Genomic DNA, 24,954 nt, shown 5'->3' with positions numbered 1-24,954 from the left:
TCCGGCTCTCCCAATGGAATCCATGCTGGAGTATTGTTCGAAAATCGTCACTGCGCAAATTGGGATAAAGTCACGCCGAATAGGTGACATCCTTCCGCCGTCATACTCAGGGCGGATTAATCTCATCATGTAAAAATGGACACAGTTTGTTCAAATTAGAGATTACTCCCTTTGGAGGCATTCATGCAGAAAAACAAATTCATCATCGGCGGTGTGCTCATTCTGGCGGCTGTCGTATATCTCATCGCTTCGTCCACCCAGGCCAGCGCGGAATATTTCATGACCGTGGACGAGCTGAAAGCGGAGGGTCCGGCGGCCTTGAACAAGAGTCTGCGTCTCTCCGGGGCGGTGCTGGGCGATACGATCCAGTATGACGCGAGCACTTTGACCCTGACGTTCGAAATTGCGCATGTGCCCGGCGATAACGCCGAGATCGAGGCGCAGGGCGGTCTGGCGGTCGTCCTTCATGAAGCCGTCAGCGACCCAAGCCGCGCGCGCATCAAGGTCGTTTATGAAGGCGTCTTGCCCGACCTGCTCCGCAACGAAGCGCAGGCGATCATGACCGGCAAACTCGGCGAAGACGGTGTTTTCCATGCCGAGGAGTTGCTGCTCAAGTGCCCGACAAAATACGAAGAGGCTGTGCCGGATCAGTCGGCATCGAATTAACCAATTGACCTGATGGGTGTTGTATCCATCAGGTTTTGTTTCATTCCTTCCCTCATTCCATCCCCAGGGGTGAGGGGAAATATTAGGAAAACATTATGCTCCCAGAATTTGGATACGGCGTTTTATTGGTAAGTTTTATCGTCACGGTGTACAGCGGGTTCGCCGCCTGGTACGGAGTCCGCAACGGATCCGCCTCCCTCGTGGAGAGCGCGCGACGCGCCCAATTGCTCACTTTCCCTCTAATTTCGATTTCGGCAGCGGTTTTGATCTACCTGCTGGTGAACAATCACTTCGAGGTTTCATTCGTGTACGAAGTGACCAGCCAAAGCATGCCCACATACCTAAAAGTGACCGCCTGGTGGGGCGGACAGGCGGGTTCGCTTTTGTTCTGGGCATGGCTGCTGGCGATGTTCACTTCCGCAGTCACCATCCGCAAATGGGACCGCGACCTTGAATTCCTGCCGTGGGTGATCGTGGTTTCCTCCATCACACTTGCATTTTTTGTCGGCATGGTGGTCTTCTACGAAAATCCGTTCACGCGTTTCTGGGATGTCGGCGGGCAGGTCGTTCCAAGTTTGTTTGCTCCATCCGCCAGTGCGACCGTGTTCACCCCGCAAGACGGTCAGGGATTGAATCCGCTTCTGCGCCACCCGGGCATGGTCATTCATCCGCCCATGCTTTATCTCGGCTTTGTCTCTTTCGTCATCCCCTACGCCTTTGCGATGGCCGCGCTCATCACGGGCCGCACCGATGACCGCTGGATCCGCATCACGCGCCGCTGGACGTTGTGGGCGTGGCTCTTCCTCTCGATGGGACTCGTCCTTGGCGGGCGCTGGGCATACGATGTGCTGGGCTGGGGCGGTTATTGGGGCTGGGACCCGGTCGAGATCGCAGCATTCATGCCGTGGTTGACGGGGACCGCGTTCCTGCATTCCGTCATGATCCAGGAAAAACGCGGCCTGCTCAAACACTGGAACATGATCCTCGTCATCCTGACCTATTCGCTGGTCGTATTTGGAACATTCCTGACGCGCTCAGGCGTTCTTTCATCGGTGCATGCGTTCGCGAACAGCCCGATCGGTCCGATGTTCATGGCATTCGTTTCATTGACTCTCGTCGCTTCGGTGGCTTTGCTGATCAAACGCTGGCCTGAATTGAAAAGCGAAACGGAAATGAAATCCATGCTTTCGCGTGAGGCGTTGTTCCTTTTCAATAACCTGCTCTTCATGGGCATCCTTGTCGTCTGCTTTTGGGGCGTGATCTCGCCGCTGGCATCGGAACTTTTCACCGGAACGAAAATCACTGTTGGTCCCCCCTACTATGAACGCGCGACGGGTCCATTGTTTGCCGGCCTGCTTTTCTTGATGGCGATCGCGCCTCTTTCGGCGTGGGGACATTCCACCGTGCAGACTCTCGGCCGCGCTTTGTGGAAGTCCGCCCTCCTCGCTTCCATTTTGACCGTTGTGCTGGTTTTCACCTATACAAAAAACGTCTACGCCCTGATCGGATTCTTCCTCATCGCTTTTGTGCTGTCCGCAACGGTGCATGAATTCTGGCGCGGTGCAAACGCAAGGATGAAAGCCCAAAACGAAAACTTTTTCACCTCCCTCGGCCGCCTGATGGGACGCAACCGCCGCCGTTACGGAGGATACATCATCCACATCAGCATGGCGCTGATGGCGATCGGCATTCTGGGAATCGAGATCTTCCAGAAGGAAACGCAAGGAACGATCGCCGCGGGCGAATCCCTGGAACTGGGCGAATACCGCGTGGAATACCGCGAACTCGCCTCATGGGATGACTTTGGTGCAGGCGTGAACTACACCCGCTCCGTCGTGGATATTTACGAGAACGGAGTCTTCATCGGCCAGCTCTTCCCGCGCATCGACTATTACTACGACTCGCAACAGAATATGACCATCCCGGGTCAACACGCCACGCTGCGAGATGACCTGTATATCCTCCTTGTGGACTGGCAGCCTGTTTCCAGTCAGGGCGCGACGTTCAAGATTTACGTCAACCCGCTGGTGAACTGGCTGTGGATCGGCAGTCTCACCTTCCTGCTCGGTCTCATCTTCGCCGCCTGGCCCGATAAAGATCCAGCCGACGAACCCATCCGGCGCAAGGTGGGTGTTGTCAATCGACAGACAAGCGCGGCGGATTAAGACAATTGGTAATCGGAGATCGATGAAATGAACAATTACAAATTGCGAATTACCAATTATGGGTTTCTCGCGCTTGCGTTTGTTCTCGTGGCAACTGGTTTGTTTTACCAGACCGCCCTTGCCCAGGAACCCACCCCCACCGACGATGAGGTCAACGCGATCGCCAAGCAGTTGTATTGCCCGGTGTGCGAGAACACGCCGCTGGATGTCTGCCCGACCGAAGCATGTCGCCAGTGGCGCGAATTGATCCGCCAGCAGCTGGCGGAGGGCAGGACCGAGGAAGAGATCAAACAATATTTCGTGAACAACTACGGTGCGCGCGTGCTTTCCGAACCGCCGCGCACGGGATTCAACTGGCTTGTTTACGTCGTCCCGCCGGTTTTGTTATTAATCGGAGCAGCCGTACTCTTCAACGCGTTTCGAGCGTGGACAAAACCCAAAGTTGCAGCATCCGCTTCAGGCTCGGGCAGAGAGGCGGAGACATCCTCTGTTGATGATGAATACATAAAGCGGATGGAAGAAGAATTGAAAAAAAGAAAATAATCCAGACGTAACAGGTTTTCAGAAACCCGTCACGTCTCTTACGGAGAATGCAATGACAGAGTCATCGACCCCGACAAAACGAAGCGTGCCGATGTGGGCGCAGATCACCATTTGGGTGTTCCTTGCGGGCCTGCTTGCGCTGGTGGGATTCGGGTTGAACCGCGCCAGTAATCCCATGGCGGAGATCGGCAAGCCTGTGCCGGATTTCGACCTCGTTTATTTCGAAGGCTATGAATACAACGGCACGCCTGAAATGAAACTTTCCGACCTGCGCGGAAAAGTCGTCCTCATCAATATTTGGGCATCCTGGTGCAAACCCTGCGAACAGGAAGCGCCCGAACTCGAAGAAGCCTGGCAATTGTATAAAGACCGCGGCGATGTGGTCTTCATCGGCGTGGATTATGTGGATACGCCCGAAGGCGCTTTCGGTTATCTGAAAAAATTCGCCATCACCTTCCCCAACGCGCCGGACCTGCAATCGAACATTTCGAGCATTCTGAACCGCCAGATGGGTGTGCCGGAAACCTATTTGATCGACCGTGAAGGCGTCCTGCGGCAGATCAAGATCGGTCCCTTCGCCTCGCTGGCGGAGATCCAGGCTTTCATCGCAAACGCGGAATAGGGGAGCATCGAATGGAACTGGGTTCAATATTCCTTGTCCTGGCGGTCCTTGTGATCGCTGGCATGTACCTGTATGCGCCTTTCATGATCCGCGCGCGCAAGCTCTCGACGAACGAAATGCACGAGATCTCGGCATTGAAAGCCGAGCGCGACCGCGTCATCAACGCGCTGCAGGAACTTGACTTCGATTTCAAACTGGGAAAGATTCCCGAAGAGGATTACCCCGAGCAGCGCGCCGAATTGTTGAAGAAAGGTTCCGAGATCCTGCGCAAGCTCGACGAACTCGAGCCGATCCTTTCGTCTGCGAAGGATGCCGAAGACCGCATCGAAAAAGCCGCCGCGGCGCAGCGCGCCGACTCGTCATCCGGCGTCGCTAACATTAACGATGAAGATATCGAAGCCATGATCGCCGCGCGGCGCAAACAGCATAAGAGCAAATCCGCCGGGTTCTGTCCTTCGTGCGGCAAGCCCGTGCTTACCACCGATAACTTTTGCCCGTCGTGCGGAAAGTCTTTGAAGTAACAAGTGATGAGTGAAACGCGATTCACGGATCACTCTTCACATCCACCGAGGAATTCATGAATTTACGCCACATCATCATTTTAGCAGTGGGAACATTCCTGCTCGCCGCATGCAACGTCACGCTCGCGGCGGATGTCACGCCTCCGCCCAATTACGTCCCGCCGACGCCGGTGCCCACGCTCGGTCCGCTTTATCCCGGGCAGGCGCCAGACATTGAAAACGGAAAAGCCATCTTTGCCGAAAAATGCGCGGCTTGTCACGGCGAAAAAGGCTTGGGCGACGGACCGCAAAGCGCAGACCTGCCCGTTTCAGTCATTCCAATCGGTCTGCCCGAATTCGCGCGCGACGCGACACCCGCAAAATGGTATGCCACGGTCACGCAAGGCAACCTTGAGCGATTCATGCCGCCGTTCATGAGCCTCAGCGATCAGGAGCGTTGGGATGTGGTGGCGTATGCCCTCACTCTTCATAGCACGAACGAACAGATCGAACTCGGCAAAACTCTTTTCGAACAAAACTGCGCCGATTGTAGTGCAGCTTTCACCAATCTTCAAATGATGTCGGCTCTTTCTGAAGACGATCTCGTAAAAATGATTCGCGAAGGAAGCCATAATTTCCCCGCCTTTGGCAGTGGATTCAATGAAGATGAAGCGTATGCCGTCGCGGCTTATATCCGCACATTGACGTTCGCGCTTCCTCCCGCGCCAGTGGCTGTTTCAGCGACTGAGACCCAGGTCAACGCCGAAGCCGCGACCCCGTCAGCGGAAGGGACCGTCACGGAAGGCACGCCTCAGGCTCAAGTCACGGAAGAGGCGGGCGCAAAAATCATCCGCGGTCAGATCGATAACCGCACCGGCGAAGACCTTCCATCCGGTTTGAAGGTCACACTGCATGGATATGATCACGGCACCGATCCCAGCGCTGGACCGACTGAAATTTTGAATCAACAAGGCGATGTCAACCCCGACGGCAGTTATGCCTTTGAAGTCGAGATCGTCGAAAGCCAGATCTATCTCACCGAAGTGGATGTGAACGGCATGAAGTATCAGTCGGAGTTTGCCGTTGTTCCCGCCGGGGCCGCCGAACTCGTGATCGAGCCCATTGTCATTTTCCCAACCACAGACGATACATCTGCTTTGCAGGTGAAGGAGTTGCAGATCTTCTTCGACCTAGCCGGGCAGGACGCGCAGATCTTTGCGGTGTATTTCATTACGAACGAAGGCGAAGAAACCGTCCTCATAAAAATGGCGGACGCGCAGAATATCCCGTTCATCTCCTTCCCTGAAGGCGCAACCGGGCTCGGCTTCGAAACCACAGATAACAGCGCGCCCTTCGTCCCCACCGAAGACGGTTTTGCCATGCCGCCCAGCGAAGAGCCATATGGGTTGATCGCCTTCGCCACAATTCCAAAATCGAAGGAAACCAAGATCATTCAAACTGCGCTGCTTCCGATCGGCTCGATCACGCTCTTCCTGCCGGAAGGAGTGGAGGCAAAAGGCGCCTCCTTCATCGATGGCGGAATTCAGTCCATGCAGGGCGCGAACTTCCACGTATATACCTCGCCCGGCATCGATAAGGATTCCTCCTTTGAATTCACGCTCACAGGCGCACCGCAAAATGTTGCCGAGTCGCCGGATATCACCCAAAACCAGACTGTTCTGATCGGCGTCGGCGCCCTGGGTGTGACGCTCATCCTCGCCGGCCTTTTTATGTTTCTGCGCGACCGCAATAAAATAAACGACGATGTAGAAGGGGATGACGAGAAAGATGAACCTTATGAAGATACCGAGTCCATCATGGACGCAGTCATCGCCCTCGACGACCTGCACCGCGCCGGGAAGATATCGGACGAAGCCTACAAAAAACGCCGCGCAGAATTGACGGCTGCGATGAAGAGAAAAGGTTAATGTCGTTGCGAGAAGGAGCGAAGCGACGACGAAACAACCTCCCCGCAACAACTGGTTGCTTCGCCGCTTGGTCTCGATACGGACTTTGTCCTACTCGGCCAAAAGCGGCTCGCAATGACATAAAACAACAATGATCGAAGTCAAAAGACTCGTCAAACGTTTTGGGTTGAAGACCATCCTCAAAGGGGTGGATTTTAACGTCCAGCCGGGGGAATTCGTGGCATTGCTCGGGCCAAACGGCGCGGGCAAGACCACCTTCCTGAGGATTCTCGCCTCACTTTCCCGCCCATCATTGGGAAGCGTCAAAGTGGCGGGATACTCCCTCCCGAACGAATCTGCCAATGTTCGCGCGAGGCTGGGAGTGGTTTCGCATCTTCCTCTTTTGTATCCCGACCTGACCGCCGAAGAAAATCTGCAATTCTATGCCCGCATGTATGGGATCTCCGATCATCAATTTCGGATTTCCGAGGTTCTTCAAATGGTCGGACTCGAACCGCGCCGCAAGGATTTGGTCCGCACTTTTTCGCGCGGCATGCAGCAGCGACTCGCCATCGGCAGGGCGGTTCTCCACGACCCGGAAGTTGTCCTTTTCGACGAGCCTTATACCGGTTTGGATCAGGACGCATCGGAAATGCTTGATGAAGTCCTGCGCTCCGTCGCCGCGAAGGGGCGCACCGTCGTCATGACCTCTCACGACCTCGCCCGCGCCGAAGACCTCGCCACACGGTTCGACGTCCTTTCCCGCGGAGTTATCGCCGCCTCCGGCACGCGCGATGATTTCAAGAATTCCAACCTGCTCGATTTTTACAGGAAAGCGTTGGAAGCCTGATCATGACCCAACCCTCTCCATCCTTCTTCAAAGCCGTTTTCGCCATCGCCCGCAAAGACCTCGCTGCCGAATTCCGTTCCCGCGAGTTGCTTTCCGCCATGCTGGTCTTTTCAATGTTGGTTATTCTCATCTTCAACTTTGCGCTGGAACTGGATGTGAAAGTGCGGCAATCCGTAACAGCTGGGGTCTTGTGGACGACATTCGCCTTTGCCGGGACTCTCGGCTTGAACCGTTCCATGGCTGTGGAAAAGGACCGCGGCTGTATGGACGGACTCCTGCTCGCGCCGGTGGATAGGTCCGCGATCTTTTTCGGCAAAGCCATCAGCAACCTGGCGTTCATGCTTTTGGTCGAGGCGATCGTCGTGCCTTTGTATGCAATGCTTTACAACGAAACGCGGATCTTCCAGTGGGAATTCATCGGCGTGTTGCTGCTCGGCTCCATCGGTTACATCGCGGTCGGGACTCTGCTCTCCGCCATGTCGGTGCAGACGCGCACACGCGATGTGTTGCTTCCCATTTTGTTATTCCCTGTGGCGGTGCCAGTGCTGCTGGCGTCCGTCAAAGCCAGCGGCGGAATCGTTGCCGGGCTTCCGCTCGAAGAGATCCTTACGCCGCTCAACCTCCTGATCGTGTACGACGTGGTCTTCCTTGCCGTGTCTTATATGGTCTTCGATTTTGTGGTCGAAGAATAGTTGGCGTTCTCTATCGCCGAAAGATGCGAAAGACAATATCAGGCTGAAAGCCCGGCCTGCGAAACCAACTTTCAGGTAGGATGAGATTGATGGGCTATATCCAGCTCAACATCCAGAAAGAGCCGGAATTCTTCAATCCAAATCTGAAATCGCAATTCCTCAAAAGGAGTTTATCCATGCAACAAAAACCAATCCTTCTAACCATCCTCGATGTTTTATCGATCATCGGGCTTGGCGTCGCGACCTACTTCGCCCTGGTCTACGCCCCCACCGAAGCCGTGATGGGTAACGTCCAGCGCGTTTTCTATTTCCACGTCGGGACAGCCTGGGTCGGGCTGGTTGGCTTCGTCCTCGCGGCGGTCTCGGGAATCGTTTACCTGATTACCAAGGACATGAAATGGGATCGCTTTGAAGTCGCCGCTGTGGAAGTGAGCACGATGTTCTTTTTCATCACTATCGTGCTCGGCTCGATCTGGGCGCGCCCAGCGTGGAATACCTGGTGGACGTGGGACCCGCGCTTGACCACCGCCGCAGTGACGGAGCTGATCTACATCGCCTACTTCATGCTCCGCGCCGGAATAGAAGACCCCGAGAAACGCGCGCGGTTCGGAGCGGTGTATACATTGCTGGGCGGCATCAGCGCGCCGATCACCTTCATGGTCATCCGCCTCTTCCGCACCATTCACCCGGTTGTCATCGGCAATGCCAGTGCGGCGGCGCAAGGCGGTTTCGACATGACTCCGAACATGCTGACAGCCATGTTCATCGCCCTCGGCGCCTTTACCATCATCTTCATCGACCTGATGTGGCACCGCATCCGCATCGGCGCGTTGGAGGAGAAGGTCGAACACCTCAAACTGAAAGTTTCGATGTAACAGGAGCATCCAATGGATTCCATTCCCAATACCGACAATTACATGATCGCGGGCTTTATTGTCTCGTTCGTGGTCATGGGCGTTTACCTGCTGAGCATGTACGTCCGCAGCCGCAACCTCAAACGCGACCTCGAGACCTACGAGGCGCTGGACACGGAAAAAAAATAACGAATTTGCCATTCAACAACTCTGGCAAATTTCCCCAACCCACGGAGTTCGTTATATAATAAAGACGAGCTCCGTTTTTTATGAAGAAGAGCCAGAGGGTTAGCCGGATCCTTTTGATTTTGATCGCTGTTCTGAACATGGCGGTCAGTTCTGGATCGCTGCCCGCCTCCGGCTCCAACCCCGCGCTTGATTCTGGTTCCAATCCCCCGCCCGGTCCCGACCGGTTCTCAATCATCGCCGTCGAATACACCTCCTACCAGTGGGAACTGCTCAAATGGAAGGACAGGACCTCCGTCTGCAAGATCGTCATAGAACACGACGGGATGCCGACGCCGGACGAGGTCTATCGCGATTGCGGCACGATCATCTACCGCGAGTGGACGTCCCAGCCGATGTGCAATCTCAATAATGTAAGCAGGTGCGACGGTTACTACGCCTTATTGATCGACACGGAACCAAGGGAAAAAGAGATCGCCATGCAATTGCCTGCCGCCAGCGCATGGATCTCGCTTGAAGATTGCGAACCTGTCTTCAGCACGGGGACAAATATTTGTGAGACCCAACCCACCCTCGTCATTACCGGGCAGGAGCCCCTTCCCAACGAATCGATCAACCGAATAGAAGGCACGTACAACGGCCAATCCTTCTTCTGCGAGGATACCGGCGTATGCAAATTTCGCATCCCCGAAACGGACGACGAAGGCGCAGAAGTGACCTTTTGGGCGTATTCGACCTACGGCGACTCCAGTCTCGTGTATGGGGCGCAAATCCGCGTCAAGCAGGTGGACGAAGGCGACCCCGATCAACTCTATTGGTATGTGGACGTTCTCTCATCGCAATGGCAGGGAGGCGTCAGCGCGACCTGCTCCGAGACCTGGGGCGTCTTCCCTCCCGTTGGCGGTGCGCCTGAATGGCTGAGCACCCCCACTGAAAGCGAAGATCTGAGCAGTGGCATCCCATACACCTATCTCGCAGCGAATCTCATCCTGCAAGGCGTGGTAGATGCCCGCTCCTGCCCGGATGGCGGGCTGGCACCCGGCAACGTCGTCAACCAATGCGGGTTGGAGAAATCGCGCGACGCCGTACGCCAATGGCAGAATCAATTCGACGGCTTGATCCTCGACACATCAAAGGAAACAAGCGTACCCGCTTATTTGCTCAAGAATCTATTCGCCCGTGAGAGCCAGTTCTGGCCCGGCATATTTCAAGGCGCCGCCGATATCGGCTTCGGTCAACTCACCGAGAACGGCGCGGATACGACCCTTTTCTGGAATGGTTCCTTCTACAATCAATTCTGTCCGCTGGTGATGGACTCTGAAACCTGCGGCTTGGGCTATGCCAATTTGGATGAAGAACTTCAGGCGGAGTTGAGGCGCGCGCTGGTGGGAAGCGTCAATGCAAGTTGTGAAGAATGTCCATTGGGGCTCGACCTTTCACAGGCAGATTTTTCCATCGGCGTTTTCGCCCACACTCTCATCGCCAATTGCGAACAAGCCGGGCAGGTTGTTTACAACTACACACTCACAAGACCTGAAAGCGCCGCTTCGTACGAAGACTTGTGGAAGTTCACCCTCGTCAACTACAACGCGGGCGGAGGCTGTCTTGCCGAAGGGATCAGCGGCGGCTTTGCCGCGAACGGCCTGCCGCTCACATGGGAGACCGTCTCGCCGCATCTTGTCGGCGTCTGCTCGAGTGCGGTCGATTACGTGAACGATATCAGCCAGTAGCAATTAAAACAGGCGCAGAAGAATCATCCCGTGGGCACCTCTCGCGGGATTTTTTTACATAGGACTTCTTGCAATAGTCAAAATTTTACCTTGCTCAAGGCGGCGTCCCCGCCGCCGGGGACTTCGGCGGGAGCACTTATGCAAGAGCTCTATACATCAGTTTTTCCATGATCAACTTACAAAATAATGCTCTCGGCGGCTTGAGCGAGAAATATTTGTCGGGCAATTTTGGTCTATCCGAATCGGCTAAATGAGGTGAGTTATCAAAATCCATAAGCAAATCTGATAAGCGGAGGTTATATAAATCACTTGCAGCCATAAGGGGATGAAATAAAATTATTTGTGAAAATATACACAAATAGAGGCTGATTTGAAAAATCGAATCCCGATCCTCCTGTTGATTTTGGTCATCCTAGTGACCTCATGCAAAAGTACAGACGTACCTCAAGTCACAGAAACTCCCGGCGCGGAGGATCCATCCTCTGATTCCACCCCCATTGTCGAAGGTGTCTTCCTCAATGAATGCAGGAATTGTCATACTGACAAACAGAGATTGATCGATACCGCCAAACCGGAAGAGGTTGTCGAAAAGGAATCATCGGGAGCTGGCTGAGGGGGCGAGGTGGCTCCGTTGGAGCCATGGGAGAAAGTGCTCGTCGATACGGAAAAATTCCTCGCCGATCCGCACGGTGAACTAGCCTGCACGCGTTGCCATGCCGGTGATAACACGTCGAGCGATAAAGAAACAGCACATATCGGGTTGATAGAAGACCCGAGTTCAGCCCCGACCAAAATTTGTGATGACTGCCATTATGAGACGGCGATGACGGGCTCGGGCCTGCATGCAACTTTGGACGGATACTGGACAATCCTTGAAGCGCGGGGCGCATCCAAACCGGATTACGATGCGGCGCGGGTCGCAACCCTGATGGCGACATTCAATACGCACTGTGGTTCCTGTCACACCGACTGCCAGGATTGTCATTACTTCCCGCCCAACACGGAAGAAGGAACAGTGATCGTGAAAGAGGACGTGGTCAAGGAAAAACTTTCACGGGTCAACCACCTGGCAGAGATCGAATCAATGTACGCATCGCCAGATCAGGAAGCCATGCACAGGATGTTCGGCAATCATTGTGCGAGCTGCCATGCAAGCTGCGGTGACTGCCATATCAGTCAGCCCGATCAGGTGGGAGGCGGCTTCGTCGAGGGACATGTCGTCATGAAGACCCCGTCCATGTCGCAAAATTGCACCGCCTGTCACGGTAGCCGCGTGGGCAACGAATACCTTGGTAAACATGAAGGAATACCGGGGGATGCGCATTTCCGCCTCGAACGCATGAATTGCATGAACTGCCACAGCAGCGCGGATATGCACAACCCCGGAGCGACCTGCACACAATGCCATACGGAGGCGGAAGGCATCGAAAAAATACAGAAAAACCACCGTTATGCCGGCGAGCAAACACCTTCCTGCGAATCCTGTCACGCCCAGATGGGCGCATGGAACGATACGAACCAGAATCATCTCATCCACAAGGATAAGTTGGCGTGCCAGGTCTGTCATTCGGTTTCTTATACAAGCTGCGACGGTTGTCATGTGGCGGTGAGTGAGAAAACAGGGAATCCGTTCTATCAGACAGAGCGCGATTATCTATCCTTCTTCATCGGTAAAAATCCGGACCCCAACTATCACCGGCCGTATGAATATGTCGTATTGCGGCATGTCCCTGCCGCAGAGCACGCCTACAATTTTTACGGCGAGAATCTCCTTCCGGCTTTCGATATGAAGAATACATGGGTCTATTCCACACCTCATAATATTCAATTGGAAACGCCGCAGAATTCCTCCTGCAATGCCTGCCACGGGAACGCTGCGATTTTTCTTACCGCAGACAAAGTTTATCCCGACGAATTGCAGGCGAACCAAAGCGTGATCGTGGACCAGGTGCCGCCTCAGGTCGTTGAGCCGACGGCTGTCCCATAAATGGCTTGGGAAATGAAAAGTTCGCTTCACATCACCTTTTCCCTCCCACTGATCCTCAGCATTCTGCTGGGAGCGTGTGGTTCGTCATCAGTTGACGAGGGATTTATCCCAACCGAGACCCCTGGCATAGAAATTTCCAACCCAGCCGAAATTTCAACTGTCACCACGGATTTTCCACCCCTGCTAGTCAATTTCTGGAAATCCATCCCGGCTAATTCAAACTTTGGATTGGTCAGCGCAGCAAACTTGAGCAGGGAACTTGCAGTAGATAATTCTATCTTTCTGCTCGACGTGCGCGAACCTGCCGAGCTCAAGAACGACGGATACCTCGAAGGCGCGGTAAACATCCCACTCCGAACCTTGCTGAAAAACCTGGATAAACTGCCCGATCCCGAGGATCGAATCGTGATCTATTGCGGCTCCGAACATCGTGGCGGGTTTGCGTTGATGGCTCTCAAGATGTTGGGCTATGTCAACGTCCGTAACATGGGAGAGTGCCGTGCTGTGCAGGAAGAGGCGAAACTTCCGATCATCACGGGCGGCATGCCCGAAGCGCCTAAAGTCATCAGCGCACCAACCATTGTAGATGAAGGGCTCTTCAACGCACTCGATGATTTCCTATCTAACCTGCCGGAAGATTATCTTGCCATTGAACCAAAGGCGCTTGCTTCTGAATTAATAAACGGTTCAATTTTCCTCCTGGATGTCCGGATGGCGGCGGAACGGGAGGCAAATGGATTTATTGATGGATCTGTCTCCATTCCCTTTCCCGAATTCCTTCGGAAGCTCGATCAGCTACCCGCTGAAAAAGACGTACGAATTGTCGTCTATGGCGCTTCCGGCCATCGCAGCTCGATCGTCACAATGACCCTGCGCCTTTTGGGTTACTCCAATGCATTCAATTTGTCGGGAGGGTTGAATAAATGGAGAGCGGAAGGCAATGAAGTGACCGGGTTGGAAGATTGGGAGGCAGTACTGAGTCAGTTCATCACAGACCTTCCCTCCGAACAGGGGTATTACAGCATCACCGCCGTAAACCTCGAAGCCGCCCGCGCAGAAGCGCCGGTTTATCTCCTCGATGTCCGCAAGCCGGATGAAGTTGCATCCACCGGCCATATCAAAGGTGCGGTGAACATTCCGATCCCAGACCTCCTCGATAATCTTGACAAACTACCCGCCAGGGATCAAAGGATCGTGGTCTATTGCGAGCCATGCTACAGCGGGGCGATGGGAGCGATTGCCTTGCGGTCGCTGGGGTACACAAATGTGCTTAACCTGGATGGCGGGATCGGGAGTTGGATAAAGGCCGGATATTCGCTTGAACCGGGACTTCCCGCCCCAGCACGAATCCTGACTCCCGAGCCGGAGGTGGATCAAACCCGCCTCACCCTCCTCGACAACTATCTGACCGCCATGTCGGAAGATGTGTCCACCCTTACAACAGATGAATTACAGGCAATGATAGAAAGCGGCGAAGCACCCTTGATTTTGGATGTCCGGGACGAATCGAAAATCCCCGTGGGCGGCGCATTCGAAGGCGCGATTTCCATGCCGGTTCATGAAATCCCTGAAAACCTGAAAATACTTCCCGCTGACCCATCCTCCCCCATTGTGATCATCTGCGGGAGCGGTCACTGCGGCGCCATCGCCAAGATGTACCTGAACTTCCTTGGTTACATCGATGTGAAGATCCTGCCGGATGATTAACCACTGTCATTGAAACCACAAGCTGCTGATAAGAGCTTGTTAAAAAGAACATTCAAAAGGAGAAAATTAAATGTCAAAGAAATTCCAACTGTTTTTTGCCCTGTTTCTCGTGCTGAGCATGATCCTCGGCGCGTGCGGTACCCCGGCTGCTGAACCGGTCGTGGCACCCACGGAAGAAGTGGTGGAAGTCATCCCGGAAGCGCCTGTTGTTGAAACGACGCCGGATGTATTGGCGCTGTTCACCGACCTTGCCGCCAACCTCCCCTCCGATAAAGGATATGGATCTGTATCCGCTTCAGCGCTCAACACCGAGCTTGCAGAAAAGGAGATCTTCATCCTCGACGTGCGCGAACCTTCCGAGGTTGAGACCGACGGCTACATCGAAGGATCCGTCAACATCCCGGTACGCGAAGTGCTGAACAACCTGGATAAGCTCCCCGAACTGGATCAGCCCATTGTCGTGACTTGCGCCTCCGGCCATCGTGGCGGCATGGTCATGGCGGCTCTTCGCCTGTTGGGCTACACCGACGTCCGGAATCTCGGCGGCGGCCTCAACGCCTGGAAGAAAGCCGAACTGCCTCTCGTCTCTGGCTCCATGCCCGAAGCGCCTGCAGCCATCAGCACAGCCATCATCGAAGACCAGGCACTGTTTACGATGCTCAATGGTTACTTTGTCAACATGCCTGAAGGTTTCTATTCCGTCAAATCAGACAAGCTGGCGGAAGAACTGACCGGGTCCGACCTGCCCTTCATCATTGACGTCCGCAGCAAAGCCGAATGGGACAAGGACGGTTATATCGAAGGCTCCATCAATTTGCCGTTCAGCGAGTTCTTTGCGAATCTCGATCAAATTCCCGCGGATAAAGACAGCCGGATCATCGTCCTGTGCGCCTCCGGGCATCGCGGTGGAATCGTCACAATGGCTTTGAACTTGATGGGCTACACCGATGTCGTCAATCTTGGCGGCGGTCTCAACGGATGGAAAGCTGCAGGCCTGCCCGTGGCGGGGCTTGTCAGTGAGATGGCTTCCTTCCTCACCAACCTGCCTACCGACGCTGGTTACTACAGCATCAAGTCCGACAAACTCAACGAACTTCTTGCTGGAACCCCGCCCTTCATCGTGGATGTGCGCGAACCCTCTGAACTTGAAGCCAATGGATTCATCGCCGGTTCCATCAACATCCCGATCCGCGACCTGCTCAAGAATCTGGACAAACTTCCCGGCAAGGATGAGAAGATCGTCATCACCTGCGCATCCGGTCATCGCGGCTCCCTCGGCGTAATGGCTCTTCGCCTGCTTGGATATACCGATGTGGTCAACCTCAACGGCGGACTCAATGGATGGATCAAGGCGGAACTGCCCGTGGAAAAGGGCGCTCCCGCCGCGCCGGTGGCTGGTACCGCTCCCGAAGTGGACGAAGCCACCTTTGCCGCTCTCGACAACTACCTGAGCAACCTGCCCGAAGGATTTGGCGCGATCAAGTCCCCCGACTTTAATACTGAACTGGTCGCCGGGAATGTCCCCTTTATGCTCGACGTCCGCACTGTGGATGAATGGACCGCCAATGGATACATCGAAGGCGCCGTCAACATCCCCGTCAACGATGTACCCGCCAACCTTGCCCAACTCCCCGCCGACAAGGCTGCCCCCATCATGGTGATCTGCGCCTCCGGTCATCGCGGCGCCATGACCCAGATGTACCTGCAATTCCTGGGTTATACCAACGTCCGCAACCTGAACGGCGGTATGAATGGCTGGATCGCGGCGGAACTGCCTGTGACAAAATAGCCTACTAATGGTGTCGGTTCCGGCTTAATCAACCGCAGCTGACGATAACGAAAATACTGCCCGCGAGGAGAAACCGCCGCGGGCAGTATTTTTGGGGCAAACCACCCATTCAGGCGCCCGGAGTCATTGACAATAGGCACTAGCCGGGAAGTTGAGAGGAACTTATGATTAACAAGCAAACTCATCACCGCTACTTATCGGAAGAGACGGAGAAAAAAATGATCGAACTCTCATCCCTGCGTGTGTTCCTTGCAGCAGCGGAGGAAAAGAACTTCTCAAAAGCCGCGAGGCGCCTGCACATGTCGCAATCCGCGGTCAGCCAGCATATTCAAGCGATGGAACATGCCTACAACGTGGAACTGTTCCTGCGGCGCGGACGTTCCATCGCGTTAAGCGAGGCGGGCGAAGCCCTCCTGCCGATGGCGCGCGAGATGCTGCGTTCAGCGCGAATCATGGAAGACAGCCTGCACAACATCAACCATGAAGTAGGCGGCGAGTTGCTCATCGGCTGTTCGACCTCGGCGGGAAAGTACCTGCTGCCGGTGCTGCTTTCCATGTTCCAGGAGGAATATCCAGCCATTCATCCACGCGTCAAAGTGATGTCGCGCGATAATGTGTTCGAGCGCATCCGCGATCAGAACATACCCATGGGAGTGTCAAGCAAAATGCTCGAACACCGGGATATCGAATGCCAGCCTTTGTTCGACGACCGAATCTTTCTGATCGTTCCTGCGAACCATCCCTGGGCTTCCTACGGCCAAGCCACCCCAGACGACCTTGTGGGCCAGAAGATCATCATGCGCGAGGAATTTTCCGGTACATGTGAGACGGTCATGGGCGAGATGAAAAAATTCGGCATCACACCCGACATGCTCAATGTTGTCATGGAGTTGGGCAACCCCGAAGCCATCGAAATGGCGGTCGAACGCGGTGTAGGGATTGCCTTCGTTTCTGAAATGGTCGCGGCGCGCGGACTCGCCTTTGGTCGGGTTAAAAAAGTGGAAGTGCGTGAACTCGACCTCAAGCGGACGGTCTACATCGCGCGTCACATCCATCACCCCTTCACGCGTGCCCACTCCCTGTTTTGGGAATTTACACAGACTCATCATGATCATTTGAATACGGAGATCTGGAACAGCCTGACAAGGTTTTAACCTGCGGCGTAAATCCAACTTGTGTTAAACTTAACAAATAAATGTCATTGCGAGGAGGGTGATCATCCCGATGAAGCAATCTCCACATTCTCAGAAGATTGCTTCGCGCTTCGCGCTCGCAATGACATCGTTTTCCTGGAGGTTCCATGCTCACGCTTGCAGAAAAAATCCTCTTTGTAATCGCAACGCTCGTCTCGCTATATTTCACCTACAAAGGCGTGATGCGCATCGCCGGTCACATCGCCAGCGGTAAGGGAAAGGCGGACTGGTCGTTGATCTGGAAGCGGGTTGGAGAACTCATCCTCAAAGTGGGATTTTTCCAACCCGTTTTTCGTTTCCGCTTGTGGACCTCCATCCTTCACGCGCTCATCGGCTGGGGATTCCTCTCCTTCCTTCTCATCAACCTCGCGGATTTGATCTATGCCTACACCGGCTGGCGCCTGCTCGATAACACCGGTGCATTCGGGGATGTGTACCGCCTCATTGCGGATATTGCCAATGTCGCCATCGTCCTCGGCATCGTGGCGATGGTCATCCGCCGCTTCGTCCTTCGACCTGAGACTCTGTCCACCCGCGAGACGACTTTGCTTCACCCGAAGGCTCGATTCGGGATCATGCGCGATTCCGCGATCGTCGCCACATTCATATTCCTTCATAACTCGATGCGTTTTCTGGGAGAGTCGTTCAACCTGGCGTTGGCAGGCCACACGGACAGCTGGCAGCCAAGCATCTCGGCGGTATCCCAGCTTTGGGCGGGGGTCGAGCCGGGGGTTTTGGTCGCGGGAGAACATATCGCATTTTGGTTATCCATCGGTGCGGTGGTCGCGTTTCTTCCCTACTTCCCATATTCAAAACACATTCACTTGTTCTTTGCGCCGATCAATTTTGCGATCAAGCCCGAACGAAAATCCATTGGCGAATTAAGTTACATCAATCTCGACGACCAAAGCATCGAACAGTTCGGCGCCGCGAAGATGAAAGACCTTGGCTGGGAACAGATCATGGACAGCTATGCCTGCATCATGTGCTTCCGCTGTCAGGAAGTTTGCCCGGCATATAACACTGGGAAATTATTGTCGCCTGCCGCGTTGGAGATCAACAAACGGTATCACTTCAATGGCGGCGGGACGACCGATGTGGCGATGACCGAACTCATCTCGGAAGAGGCGGTTTGGGCGTGTACAAGTTGCGGCGCGTGCGTGGACATCTGCCCCGTCGGCAACGAACCGATGCGCGATATTCTCGACATCCGCAGAAATCTTTCCATGATGGAAAGCGCATTCCCGAAACAGCTGGAGACGGCACTCAAAGGCATGGAGCGGAATCAAAATCCATGGAACGTTTCACAAGCCGACCGAATGAAATGGGCGGAAGGTTTGAATGTGCCAACCATCGAACAAAACGCCGAGCCTGAGATTTTATGGTGGGTTGGCTGTGCGCCTGCGACAGATTCGCGCGCGCAAAAGACCGCGCAAGCTTTCGCAAAAATTCTGAACACCGCTGGAGTGAACTACGCCGTGCTTGGCAAGAACGAAGCCTGCACCGGCGACTCGGCTCGCCGTGCCGGACGCGAGGATATTTTCTTTGGGCTGGCTTCACAAAACGTGGAAATTTTGAACGAGGTCGCCCCAAAAAGAATCGTGACGACCTGCCCGCATTGTTTGCATACGATCAGGAATGAATACCCGGCTTTTGGCGGGAATTATCAGGTCATTCACCACACTCAATTAATTAATGAGTTGGTAGGAGCAGGGAAGATCAGTTTGGAAGTGAGCAGTCAACAGTATTCAGTGACCTTCCATGACCCGTGTTATTTGGGACGGCATAACAAGGAAGTGGACTCTCCGCGCGATGCGCTGAATTCGGCAGGCGCTCTGACCATTGAAATGCCGCGCAACGGAGCCAAGTCCTTCTGCTGCGGCGCGGGCGGCGCGCAAATGTGGAAGGAAGAGGAAGCAGGTTCCGCGCGCGTGAACGAGGCGAGATTTGCAGAGGCAAAGGCAACAGGAGCAAACACCGTTGCAGTGGGATGTCCCTTCTGTCTGACGATGATGACCGATGCGGCAAAGGGGGAATCAAGCGAAATTCAGGTGAAGGATGTGGCGGAGATCGTGGCGGAAAGGATGAAGTAGTTTAGTGATAGTAAATAGTGAATAGTGATTTATGGCGGACAGAGATGTCCGCCTTTTATTTTTCGTCAATACACTTCTTCAATCTTATTATCCCTTGCTCGATTTCGTTCACATCGTAAAAGGAAATGCTCAAGCGGAAAAAATCGCTCAATCCATTCTGGCTGGAGAAAAGCAACCCCTGCCGCAAGCCGATCCGATACTCCCGGGCTTTCTCCCTTAATTCACCGGCATTTACTCCAGGCAGGCGCACCCAGAAAAAATATCCGCCATTCGGGGTGGAGAATTCAGCTGCGCGGAGATGGGTCCTCAATGATCTTTCTGCCGACTGCATCCGCTTGCTGTACGTATCAACCAGATGCGCGATGTTTTTATCCAAATCCCCTTTTTCGATGAGACTGCGAACGACGGCAGATGTGAAGGGATTCATCCCTCCTCCGCTGTCGAGAAGTCCGCAGGAAGCGAGTCTACTGATGATGGAGGGATGGGTTTGCAGCCATCCCAGCCGCAAGCCGGGGGCGAGAATCTTAGAGAATGAGCCGAGCGAAACAACATTTCCCGAGCCGATGTATGTGCCGAAGGATGTCGGCGGGATTTGGGTATAGCTCAAGAATTGATAGACTTCATCAGCAAGAATAATAAAATCGTATTTCTTCGAAAGTTCAACCAGTTCCTCGCGCCGTTCCTGTGAGAGAGTATGTCCACTTGGGTTTTGGAAGGTTGGGATGATGTACAAAAACTTTGGATGTGATTCGTTCAAAGCGCGGATCAAATCGTCCATAACGAGACCGGACTCATCGGTCCGGATCGAAGCGACGCGCAAGCCGTGATCCGCGAAGATCTTCAATGCCAGGAAATACGAAGGCTCCTCCACCAGAATCGTATCGCCTGGTTTGGTGAAGAGCGTGCAAAGCAGATCCAACCCCGCTGAAATGCCCGAGGTGACAAAAAGGTCATCGCGCGAAACGGAAAATCCATAACGGATGGATAAAAACTTCGCCAGCGCCTCGCGGAAATACCCATCGCCCTGCTCCGCGCCGTATTGCAGGAACTCGTTGTCGCTTTGATTCAGCCGATGCGCGGCAGCGTCTCTTAACAGGTCGAGCGGCAATAAGTTCAACCCCGGATCGCCCCGTCCGAGATCGATGAAATCTTTCGGGAGGTTAATTTGTGCGGTCTGCAGGGTGGATGACATGGTCATAGTATATCCGTTATAATCCCTTTCATTACCTGCCCAGGAGAGAGTGCATGCCAAGGAAAAAGGCATCTGTAGTGCTTCCCCTCGAAAAAGAAGAGATCATCAAGGATTACCGCCTGGCTTATCAAAGCAGGCAGGCTTCGCTTATCGGTAGAAGAGAAGTATTGAGCGGCAAGGCAAAGTTCGGCATATTTGGCGATGGAAAAGAGATCGCCCAACTCGCCATCGCCCGCGCCTTTCAAAAAGGCGACTGGCGCTCGGGATATTATCGTGACCAGACCTGGATGTTCATGCTTGGCGTGATGAGCATCCAGGAATTTTTTGCGCAGTTGTATGCGCATGCCGATATCACCTATGATCCGCACAGCGGCGGACGGCAAATGAACGCGCACTTTGCCACGCGGCTTTTATATCCAAATGGCTCGTGGCGTCCGCAAACGCAGATGTACAACACCACGTCCGATGTTTCGCCGACGGGAGCGCAAATGCCAAGGGCGGTGGGTCTTGCCTACGCATCGGTGGTGTACCGCAAACTCAAAGAGCTGCAAGGCGAAAAGGAATTTTCAAACAACGGCAGCGAAGTGACCTTCGCCACCATCGGCAACGCGTCCACAGCGGAAGGATTATTCTGGGAATCGGTCAACGCCATTGGCGTGCTCAAAGCGCCCGCTGTCATCACCATTTACGACGACGGCTACGGCATCTCGGTGCCCAATCAATTCCAGATGGTCAAGGAAAACATCGGCGCCATCATGAGCGGGTTTCAACGCGACCCCTGCCCCGATGAAGATTGTATGCACGGCTTCGACCTTTACACCGTCCGCGCATGGGATTATCCAGCCCTGCTGGAAACTTATCAAACCGCCGCCGAGATCGCGCGCGAGCATCACATCCCCGCGCTTGTCCATGTCATTGACGTGACCCAGCCGCAGGGTCACAGCACGAGCGGTTCACATGAACGATATAAATCACCGGAGCGATTGAAGTGGGAAGAGGAATTCGACGGACTCAAAAAGATGCGCGAGTGGATGATAACCCAGCGCCTCATTTCCGCGCCCGAGCTTGATTCAGCGGAAAAGGCAGACTACGAGGCTGTAGAAGGATTCCGCAAAGCCGCATGGGATGCTTATCTCTCACCCATCAGCGATGAGCGCAACCAGGTGATGGATATGCTCGAGGAGATCGCCGGGTCGTCGGATCATGCGTCAGAGTTGAGAATGCTCAGGGATCGGCTGGCAAACCTCCCTTCGTATACGAGGCGCGACATCCACACGATCGCGCATGAAGCGTTGCGAATCCTCCGGGATGAATCGAATCCCACCAAGCAGGTCCTCATCCAGTGGAGGCACGAGAACGACGCGTTGAACCTTGAACGATATGGTTCGAATTTGTATTCGGGCACGGCAATGCGCGTGGATGAAGTGAAGCCCGTGTATTCGGATTCGTCGCCGACAATGTTTGGCTTTGAGGTGGTCAATGCCGCCTTCGATGCCGCACTGGCGCGTGAGCCGCGCTTGATCGCGTTCGGTGAAGATGTTGGAAAACTCGGCGATGTTAACCAGGGCTTCAAAGGGATGCAGGAAAAATATGGCGAGTTTCGCGTGACGGATACAGGCATCCGCGAGGCGACGATCATGGGGCAGGCAATTGGCATGGCCATGCGCGGTCTGCGGCCGATCGCGGAGATTCAATATCTCGATTATGTCTTGTATGCCTTGCAAGTCATGAGCGACGATCTGGCGACATTGCGTTGGCGTTCAGCGGGCGGACAGAAAGCGCCTGTGATCGTCCGCACGCGCGGGCACAGACTGGAAGGCGTGTGGCACGCGGGTTCGTTGATCTCTGGAATTTTGAATCTCGTGCGTGGTATGTATGTTCTGGTTCCACGCGATATGACCCGCGCCGCTGGTTTTTACAACACGCTCTTGAAATCTGATGAGCCTGCGATTGTCATTGAAGTGTTGAATGGCTATCGTGTGAAGGAACGCCTGCCCGATAATATCGGCGAAATCACCCTGCTGCTCGGTGTGCCTGAGATCATCCGCGATGGCAGGGACGTGACCATCGTCACCTACGGCGCGTGTTGCCGCGTGGTAATGGATGCCGCGGATAAACTGAGCAAGGTCGGCATTGATGTGGAAGTGATCGACGTTCAATCGCTGATGCCATTTGATATTCACGGAAAGATTGTCGAGTCGCTTAATAAGACGAACCGCATTTTGTTCGTGGATGAGGATGTCCCAGGCGGCACATCAGCGTTCATGATGCAGGAAGTCATCGAGAAGCAGGGCGGGTATTTCCATTTGGATTCGCCTGCCCGTACTTTATCTGCTAAAGCCCATCGCCCTGCGTATGGGAGTGATGGCGATTATTGGTCAAAGCCGAATGCGGAGACGGTGTTCGATGCTGTTTATGAAATGATGCATGAGGTTGATCCAGAGAAGTATCCTTCGTTTCAGTGAATAGTGGACAGTCATGAGTGATCAGTGGACAGTCATCAGTGATCAGTGATCAGTAAAGGAGAGCAAACATGAGCGGATTGCAACACGCGCAGAGTTTTAGGGATTTGATCGTTTATAAGAAGAGCCGCCAACTACAGCAGGAAATCTTTAATCTTTCGAAGAAATTTCCGAGGGACGAGACATTTTCCCTGACAGATCAAATCCGACGTTCTTCCCGCTCGATTGGCGCGAACCTCGCTGAAGCCTGGGCAAAGCGCAGATATGAAAAACACTTTATCAGCAAACTCACTGATTCGGATGGCGAGCAAATGGAAACTCAACACTGGATCGAAACTGCACTAGATTGTGAGCACATTGACAAAAAAACCAGCGTTCAACTTCTGGACAAATGTCTCGAAATCGGACGTATGTTAGGCGGCATGATTGATAAAGCCGATATGTTCTGCGGCGAACCACCTCGTGCACTCCGGGAAGAAGTGGCAGAATACATCGTCTTATCCGATGAAGACCGACTTAATGTTTACTGATCACTGTTTACTGATCACTGTCAACTGATCACTGATAACTGGAGATATTATGGCAACCAAAGTATTTGTCCCAAGACTCGGCGAAGGCGTGGATGAAGTGACCGTCACAAAATGGCTCAAGCAGGAAGGTGACTCGATCAAGGAGTTGGAGCCGCTGCTCGAAGTGAATACTGACAAGGTGGATACGGAAATTCCCGCCCCTGCAACAGGAACAATTTTGAAAATCATCACACAAGAAGGGATTGCCGCGAAGGTGGGGGAATTGCTTGCGATCATCGGTCAGCCCGGGGAATCGGTTGACAGTGGACAGTTGGCGGTTGGTAGCAATGCATCAGCGCAAAAGGCTACTGCAACACCTGTTGTTCAAGCACAATCTCAAGCCATCAACTACCAACCAACAGCCACCAACCGAGATCTCGGTTTCATCTCCCCCGTCGTTGCAAAGATCGCCGCCGAGCATGGCGTGGACTTGTCCCAGCTCAGCGGCACGGGGCTGAACGGGCGGATCACGAAGAATGATGTGCTGGCTTATGTTGAAGGTCACAAGTCGAAGGTTGAAGGTCGAGTTCCACAAGCGGCGAACCTCCAACCTGCCAACATGCAACCTGGGACTCTCATCAAACACTCCACCATCCGCAGGCAGATCGCGGCGCACATGGTCGAGTCCAAGCACACCTCTCCGCATGTGTTGACCGTGATGGAAGCGGATATGAGCAGGATTGCCAAGCATCGCGCCGCAAACAAGGCGGCTTTTGAACGTGATGGAGTTAATCTCACCTTCACGGCGTATTTCATGATGGCGATCGTGGCGGGACTGAAAGCGTACCCGCAAACCAACTCATCATGGACGGATGAAGGTTTGCTTCTTCATAAAAATATCAATTTGGGTATGGCGGTATCCCTTGGCGAGGAAGGCTTGATCGTGCCTGTCATCAAGAATGCCGACAATTTATCTTTGCTGGCGATGGCTCGGTCAGTAAATGATCTGGCTACACGCTCACGAAACAAGAAACTCCAACCGGATGAGGTCAAAGGCGGCAAGTTCACGTTGACCAATCACGGCGTGAGCGGATCGCTCTTCGCCTTCCCTGTCATCAACCAGCCTCAGGCGGGGATCCTCGGAGTCGGCGCGATGCAGAAACGTGTTATTGTTATAGACGAAGCAATCGCGATTCGCCCGATGGTCTATCTGTCTTTCGTCTTCGATCACCGCATTCTCGACGGCGCATCTGCAGATTGGTTTTTGGCGAAGGTCAAAGCGACATTGGAGAATTGGGCATAATAAA

General features: G+C 54.0%; 21 protein-coding genes. 20 read left to right on the top strand and 1 reads right to left on the bottom strand.

Features of this window, described 5'->3' with window-relative positions; genetic code table 11:
- The first annotated feature begins 183 nt into the window (after nucleotides 1-183).
- From HS100_08945 to HS100_08865, 17 genes are all read left to right on the top strand, one after another.
- Nucleotides 184-666 (top strand): cytochrome c maturation protein CcmE, encoded by a 483-nt coding sequence (locus HS100_08945; protein MBE7434033.1) that lies wholly within the window; start codon nucleotides 184-186, stop codon nucleotides 664-666.
- Nucleotides 667-761: 95 nt separating this feature from the next.
- Nucleotides 762-2,831 carry a heme lyase CcmF/NrfE family subunit gene (locus HS100_08940; protein ID MBE7434032.1) on the top strand — a complete coding sequence of 690 codons (2,070 nt, stop codon included), beginning with the start codon at nucleotides 762-764 and terminating at the stop codon, nucleotides 2,829-2,831.
- Nucleotides 2,832-2,858: 27 nt separating this feature from the next.
- Nucleotides 2,859-3,374, top strand: coding sequence for a cytochrome c-type biogenesis protein CcmH (locus tag HS100_08935; GenBank protein ID MBE7434031.1), 516 nt, complete (start codon nucleotides 2,859-2,861; stop codon nucleotides 3,372-3,374).
- Nucleotides 3,375-3,426: 52 nt separating this feature from the next.
- On the top strand, nucleotides 3,427-3,996 hold the full coding sequence (locus tag HS100_08930; GenBank protein MBE7434030.1) for a TlpA family protein disulfide reductase: 570 nt from the start codon (nucleotides 3,427-3,429) through the stop codon (nucleotides 3,994-3,996).
- 11 nt (nucleotides 3,997-4,007) lie between these two features.
- Nucleotides 4,008-4,517, top strand: a complete 510-nt coding sequence (locus HS100_08925) for a zinc-ribbon domain-containing protein (protein ID MBE7434029.1) — start codon at nucleotides 4,008-4,010, stop codon at nucleotides 4,515-4,517.
- Between the two features lie 56 nt (nucleotides 4,518-4,573).
- Nucleotides 4,574-6,424, top strand: a complete 1,851-nt coding sequence (locus tag HS100_08920; GenBank protein ID MBE7434028.1) for a c-type cytochrome — start codon at nucleotides 4,574-4,576, stop codon at nucleotides 6,422-6,424.
- A 130-nt stretch (nucleotides 6,425-6,554) separates the two neighbouring features.
- Nucleotides 6,555-7,253, top strand: coding sequence for a heme ABC exporter ATP-binding protein CcmA (ccmA, locus tag HS100_08915; protein MBE7434027.1), 699 nt, complete (start codon nucleotides 6,555-6,557; stop codon nucleotides 7,251-7,253).
- A 2-nt stretch (nucleotides 7,254-7,255) separates the two neighbouring features.
- A complete protein-coding gene (locus HS100_08910) occupies nucleotides 7,256-7,945 on the top strand; it encodes a heme exporter protein CcmB (GenBank protein ID MBE7434026.1) in 690 nt (229 codons plus the stop codon).
- Between the two features lie 176 nt (nucleotides 7,946-8,121).
- Nucleotides 8,122-8,820, top strand: coding sequence for a cytochrome c biogenesis protein CcsA (ccsA, locus tag HS100_08905; protein ID MBE7434025.1), 699 nt, complete (start codon nucleotides 8,122-8,124; stop codon nucleotides 8,818-8,820).
- A 12-nt stretch (nucleotides 8,821-8,832) separates the two neighbouring features.
- Nucleotides 8,833-8,988, top strand: coding sequence for a hypothetical protein (locus HS100_08900; GenBank protein MBE7434024.1), 156 nt, complete (start codon nucleotides 8,833-8,835; stop codon nucleotides 8,986-8,988).
- A gap of 80 nt (nucleotides 8,989-9,068) precedes the next feature.
- Nucleotides 9,069-10,715 (top strand): hypothetical protein, encoded by a 1,647-nt coding sequence (locus HS100_08895; GenBank protein MBE7434023.1) that lies wholly within the window; start codon nucleotides 9,069-9,071, stop codon nucleotides 10,713-10,715.
- Nucleotides 10,716-11,085: 370 nt separating this feature from the next.
- Nucleotides 11,086-11,328, top strand: coding sequence for a hypothetical protein (locus HS100_08890; GenBank protein MBE7434022.1), 243 nt, complete (start codon nucleotides 11,086-11,088; stop codon nucleotides 11,326-11,328).
- 36 nt (nucleotides 11,329-11,364) lie between these two features.
- A complete protein-coding gene (locus HS100_08885; protein ID MBE7434021.1) occupies nucleotides 11,365-12,702 on the top strand; it encodes a hypothetical protein in 1,338 nt (445 codons plus the stop codon).
- 12 nt (nucleotides 12,703-12,714) lie between these two features.
- Nucleotides 12,715-14,409, top strand: a complete 1,695-nt coding sequence (locus tag HS100_08880; protein MBE7434020.1) for a hypothetical protein — start codon at nucleotides 12,715-12,717, stop codon at nucleotides 14,407-14,409.
- A 70-nt stretch (nucleotides 14,410-14,479) separates the two neighbouring features.
- A complete protein-coding gene (locus HS100_08875) occupies nucleotides 14,480-16,198 on the top strand; it encodes a hypothetical protein (GenBank protein MBE7434019.1) in 1,719 nt (572 codons plus the stop codon).
- A 164-nt stretch (nucleotides 16,199-16,362) separates the two neighbouring features.
- On the top strand, nucleotides 16,363-17,352 hold the full coding sequence (locus tag HS100_08870) for a LysR family transcriptional regulator (protein ID MBE7434018.1): 990 nt from the start codon (nucleotides 16,363-16,365) through the stop codon (nucleotides 17,350-17,352).
- Nucleotides 17,353-17,498: 146 nt separating this feature from the next.
- Nucleotides 17,499-19,484 (top strand): 4Fe-4S dicluster domain-containing protein, encoded by a 1,986-nt coding sequence (locus HS100_08865; protein ID MBE7434017.1) that lies wholly within the window; start codon nucleotides 17,499-17,501, stop codon nucleotides 19,482-19,484.
- Between the two features lie 55 nt (nucleotides 19,485-19,539).
- Here HS100_08865 and HS100_08860 read toward each other — a convergent pair whose 3' ends face one another.
- Complete coding sequence (locus HS100_08860) at nucleotides 19,540-20,676, bottom strand: PLP-dependent aminotransferase family protein (GenBank protein ID MBE7434016.1); 1,137 nt, start codon at nucleotides 20,674-20,676, stop codon at nucleotides 19,540-19,542.
- A 53-nt stretch (nucleotides 20,677-20,729) separates the two neighbouring features.
- Between HS100_08860 and HS100_08855 the strand changes: the two genes are divergently transcribed.
- From HS100_08855 to HS100_08845, 3 genes are all read left to right on the top strand, one after another.
- Entirely contained in the window at nucleotides 20,730-23,141 is a 2,412-nt protein-coding gene (locus tag HS100_08855) for a transketolase (GenBank protein ID MBE7434015.1), read from the top strand.
- Between the two features lie 68 nt (nucleotides 23,142-23,209).
- Nucleotides 23,210-23,668 carry a four helix bundle protein gene (locus HS100_08850; protein MBE7434014.1) on the top strand — a complete coding sequence of 153 codons (459 nt, stop codon included), beginning with the start codon at nucleotides 23,210-23,212 and terminating at the stop codon, nucleotides 23,666-23,668.
- A 49-nt stretch (nucleotides 23,669-23,717) separates the two neighbouring features.
- A complete protein-coding gene (locus HS100_08845) occupies nucleotides 23,718-24,950 on the top strand; it encodes a 2-oxo acid dehydrogenase subunit E2 (protein MBE7434013.1) in 1,233 nt (410 codons plus the stop codon).
- Nucleotides 24,951-24,954 lie beyond the last annotated feature (4 nt).

This window comes from Anaerolineales bacterium, assembly GCA_015075725.1.
In the GTDB taxonomy this organism is placed as follows: domain Bacteria; phylum Chloroflexota; class Anaerolineae; order Anaerolineales; family Villigracilaceae; genus Villigracilis.
The sequence above is the reverse complement of the archived record's forward strand: the minus strand, read 5'-3'. Positions and strand labels throughout refer to the sequence as shown.

What these genes read in the sequence shown, in the direction of transcription:
- HS100_08935 (MBE7434031.1), top strand. Translation starts at nt 2,859, where the DNA reads ATGAACAATTACAAATTGCGAATTACCAATTATGGGTTTCTCGCGCTT.
- ccmA (MBE7434027.1), top strand. Translation starts at nt 6,555, where the DNA reads ATGATCGAAGTCAAAAGACTCGTCAAACGTTTTGGGTTGAAGACCATC.
- HS100_08845 (MBE7434013.1), top strand. Translation starts at nt 23,718, where the DNA reads ATGGCAACCAAAGTATTTGTCCCAAGACTCGGCGAAGGCGTGGATGAA.
- HS100_08855 (MBE7434015.1), top strand. Translation starts at nt 20,730, where the DNA reads ATGCCAAGGAAAAAGGCATCTGTAGTGCTTCCCCTCGAAAAAGAAGAG.
- HS100_08920 (MBE7434028.1), top strand. Translation starts at nt 4,574, where the DNA reads ATGAATTTACGCCACATCATCATTTTAGCAGTGGGAACATTCCTGCTC.
- HS100_08900 (MBE7434024.1), top strand. Translation starts at nt 8,833, where the DNA reads ATGGATTCCATTCCCAATACCGACAATTACATGATCGCGGGCTTTATT.
- HS100_08860 (MBE7434016.1), bottom strand. Translation starts at nt 20,676, where the DNA reads ATGTCATCCACCCTGCAGACCGCACAAATTAACCTCCCGAAAGATTTC.
- HS100_08940 (MBE7434032.1), top strand. Translation starts at nt 762, where the DNA reads ATGCTCCCAGAATTTGGATACGGCGTTTTATTGGTAAGTTTTATCGTC.
- HS100_08870 (MBE7434018.1), top strand. Translation starts at nt 16,363, where the DNA reads ATGATTAACAAGCAAACTCATCACCGCTACTTATCGGAAGAGACGGAG.
- ccsA (MBE7434025.1), top strand. Translation starts at nt 8,122, where the DNA reads ATGCAACAAAAACCAATCCTTCTAACCATCCTCGATGTTTTATCGATC.
- HS100_08875 (MBE7434019.1), top strand. Translation starts at nt 14,480, where the DNA reads ATGTCAAAGAAATTCCAACTGTTTTTTGCCCTGTTTCTCGTGCTGAGC.
- HS100_08850 (MBE7434014.1), top strand. Translation starts at nt 23,210, where the DNA reads ATGAGCGGATTGCAACACGCGCAGAGTTTTAGGGATTTGATCGTTTAT.
- HS100_08925 (MBE7434029.1), top strand. Translation starts at nt 4,008, where the DNA reads ATGGAACTGGGTTCAATATTCCTTGTCCTGGCGGTCCTTGTGATCGCT.
- HS100_08945 (MBE7434033.1), top strand. Translation starts at nt 184, where the DNA reads ATGCAGAAAAACAAATTCATCATCGGCGGTGTGCTCATTCTGGCGGCT.
- HS100_08895 (MBE7434023.1), top strand. Translation starts at nt 9,069, where the DNA reads ATGAAGAAGAGCCAGAGGGTTAGCCGGATCCTTTTGATTTTGATCGCT.
- HS100_08880 (MBE7434020.1), top strand. Translation starts at nt 12,715, where the DNA reads ATGAAAAGTTCGCTTCACATCACCTTTTCCCTCCCACTGATCCTCAGC.
- HS100_08930 (MBE7434030.1), top strand. Translation starts at nt 3,427, where the DNA reads ATGACAGAGTCATCGACCCCGACAAAACGAAGCGTGCCGATGTGGGCG.
- HS100_08865 (MBE7434017.1), top strand. Translation starts at nt 17,499, where the DNA reads ATGCTCACGCTTGCAGAAAAAATCCTCTTTGTAATCGCAACGCTCGTC.
- HS100_08910 (MBE7434026.1), top strand. Translation starts at nt 7,256, where the DNA reads ATGACCCAACCCTCTCCATCCTTCTTCAAAGCCGTTTTCGCCATCGCC.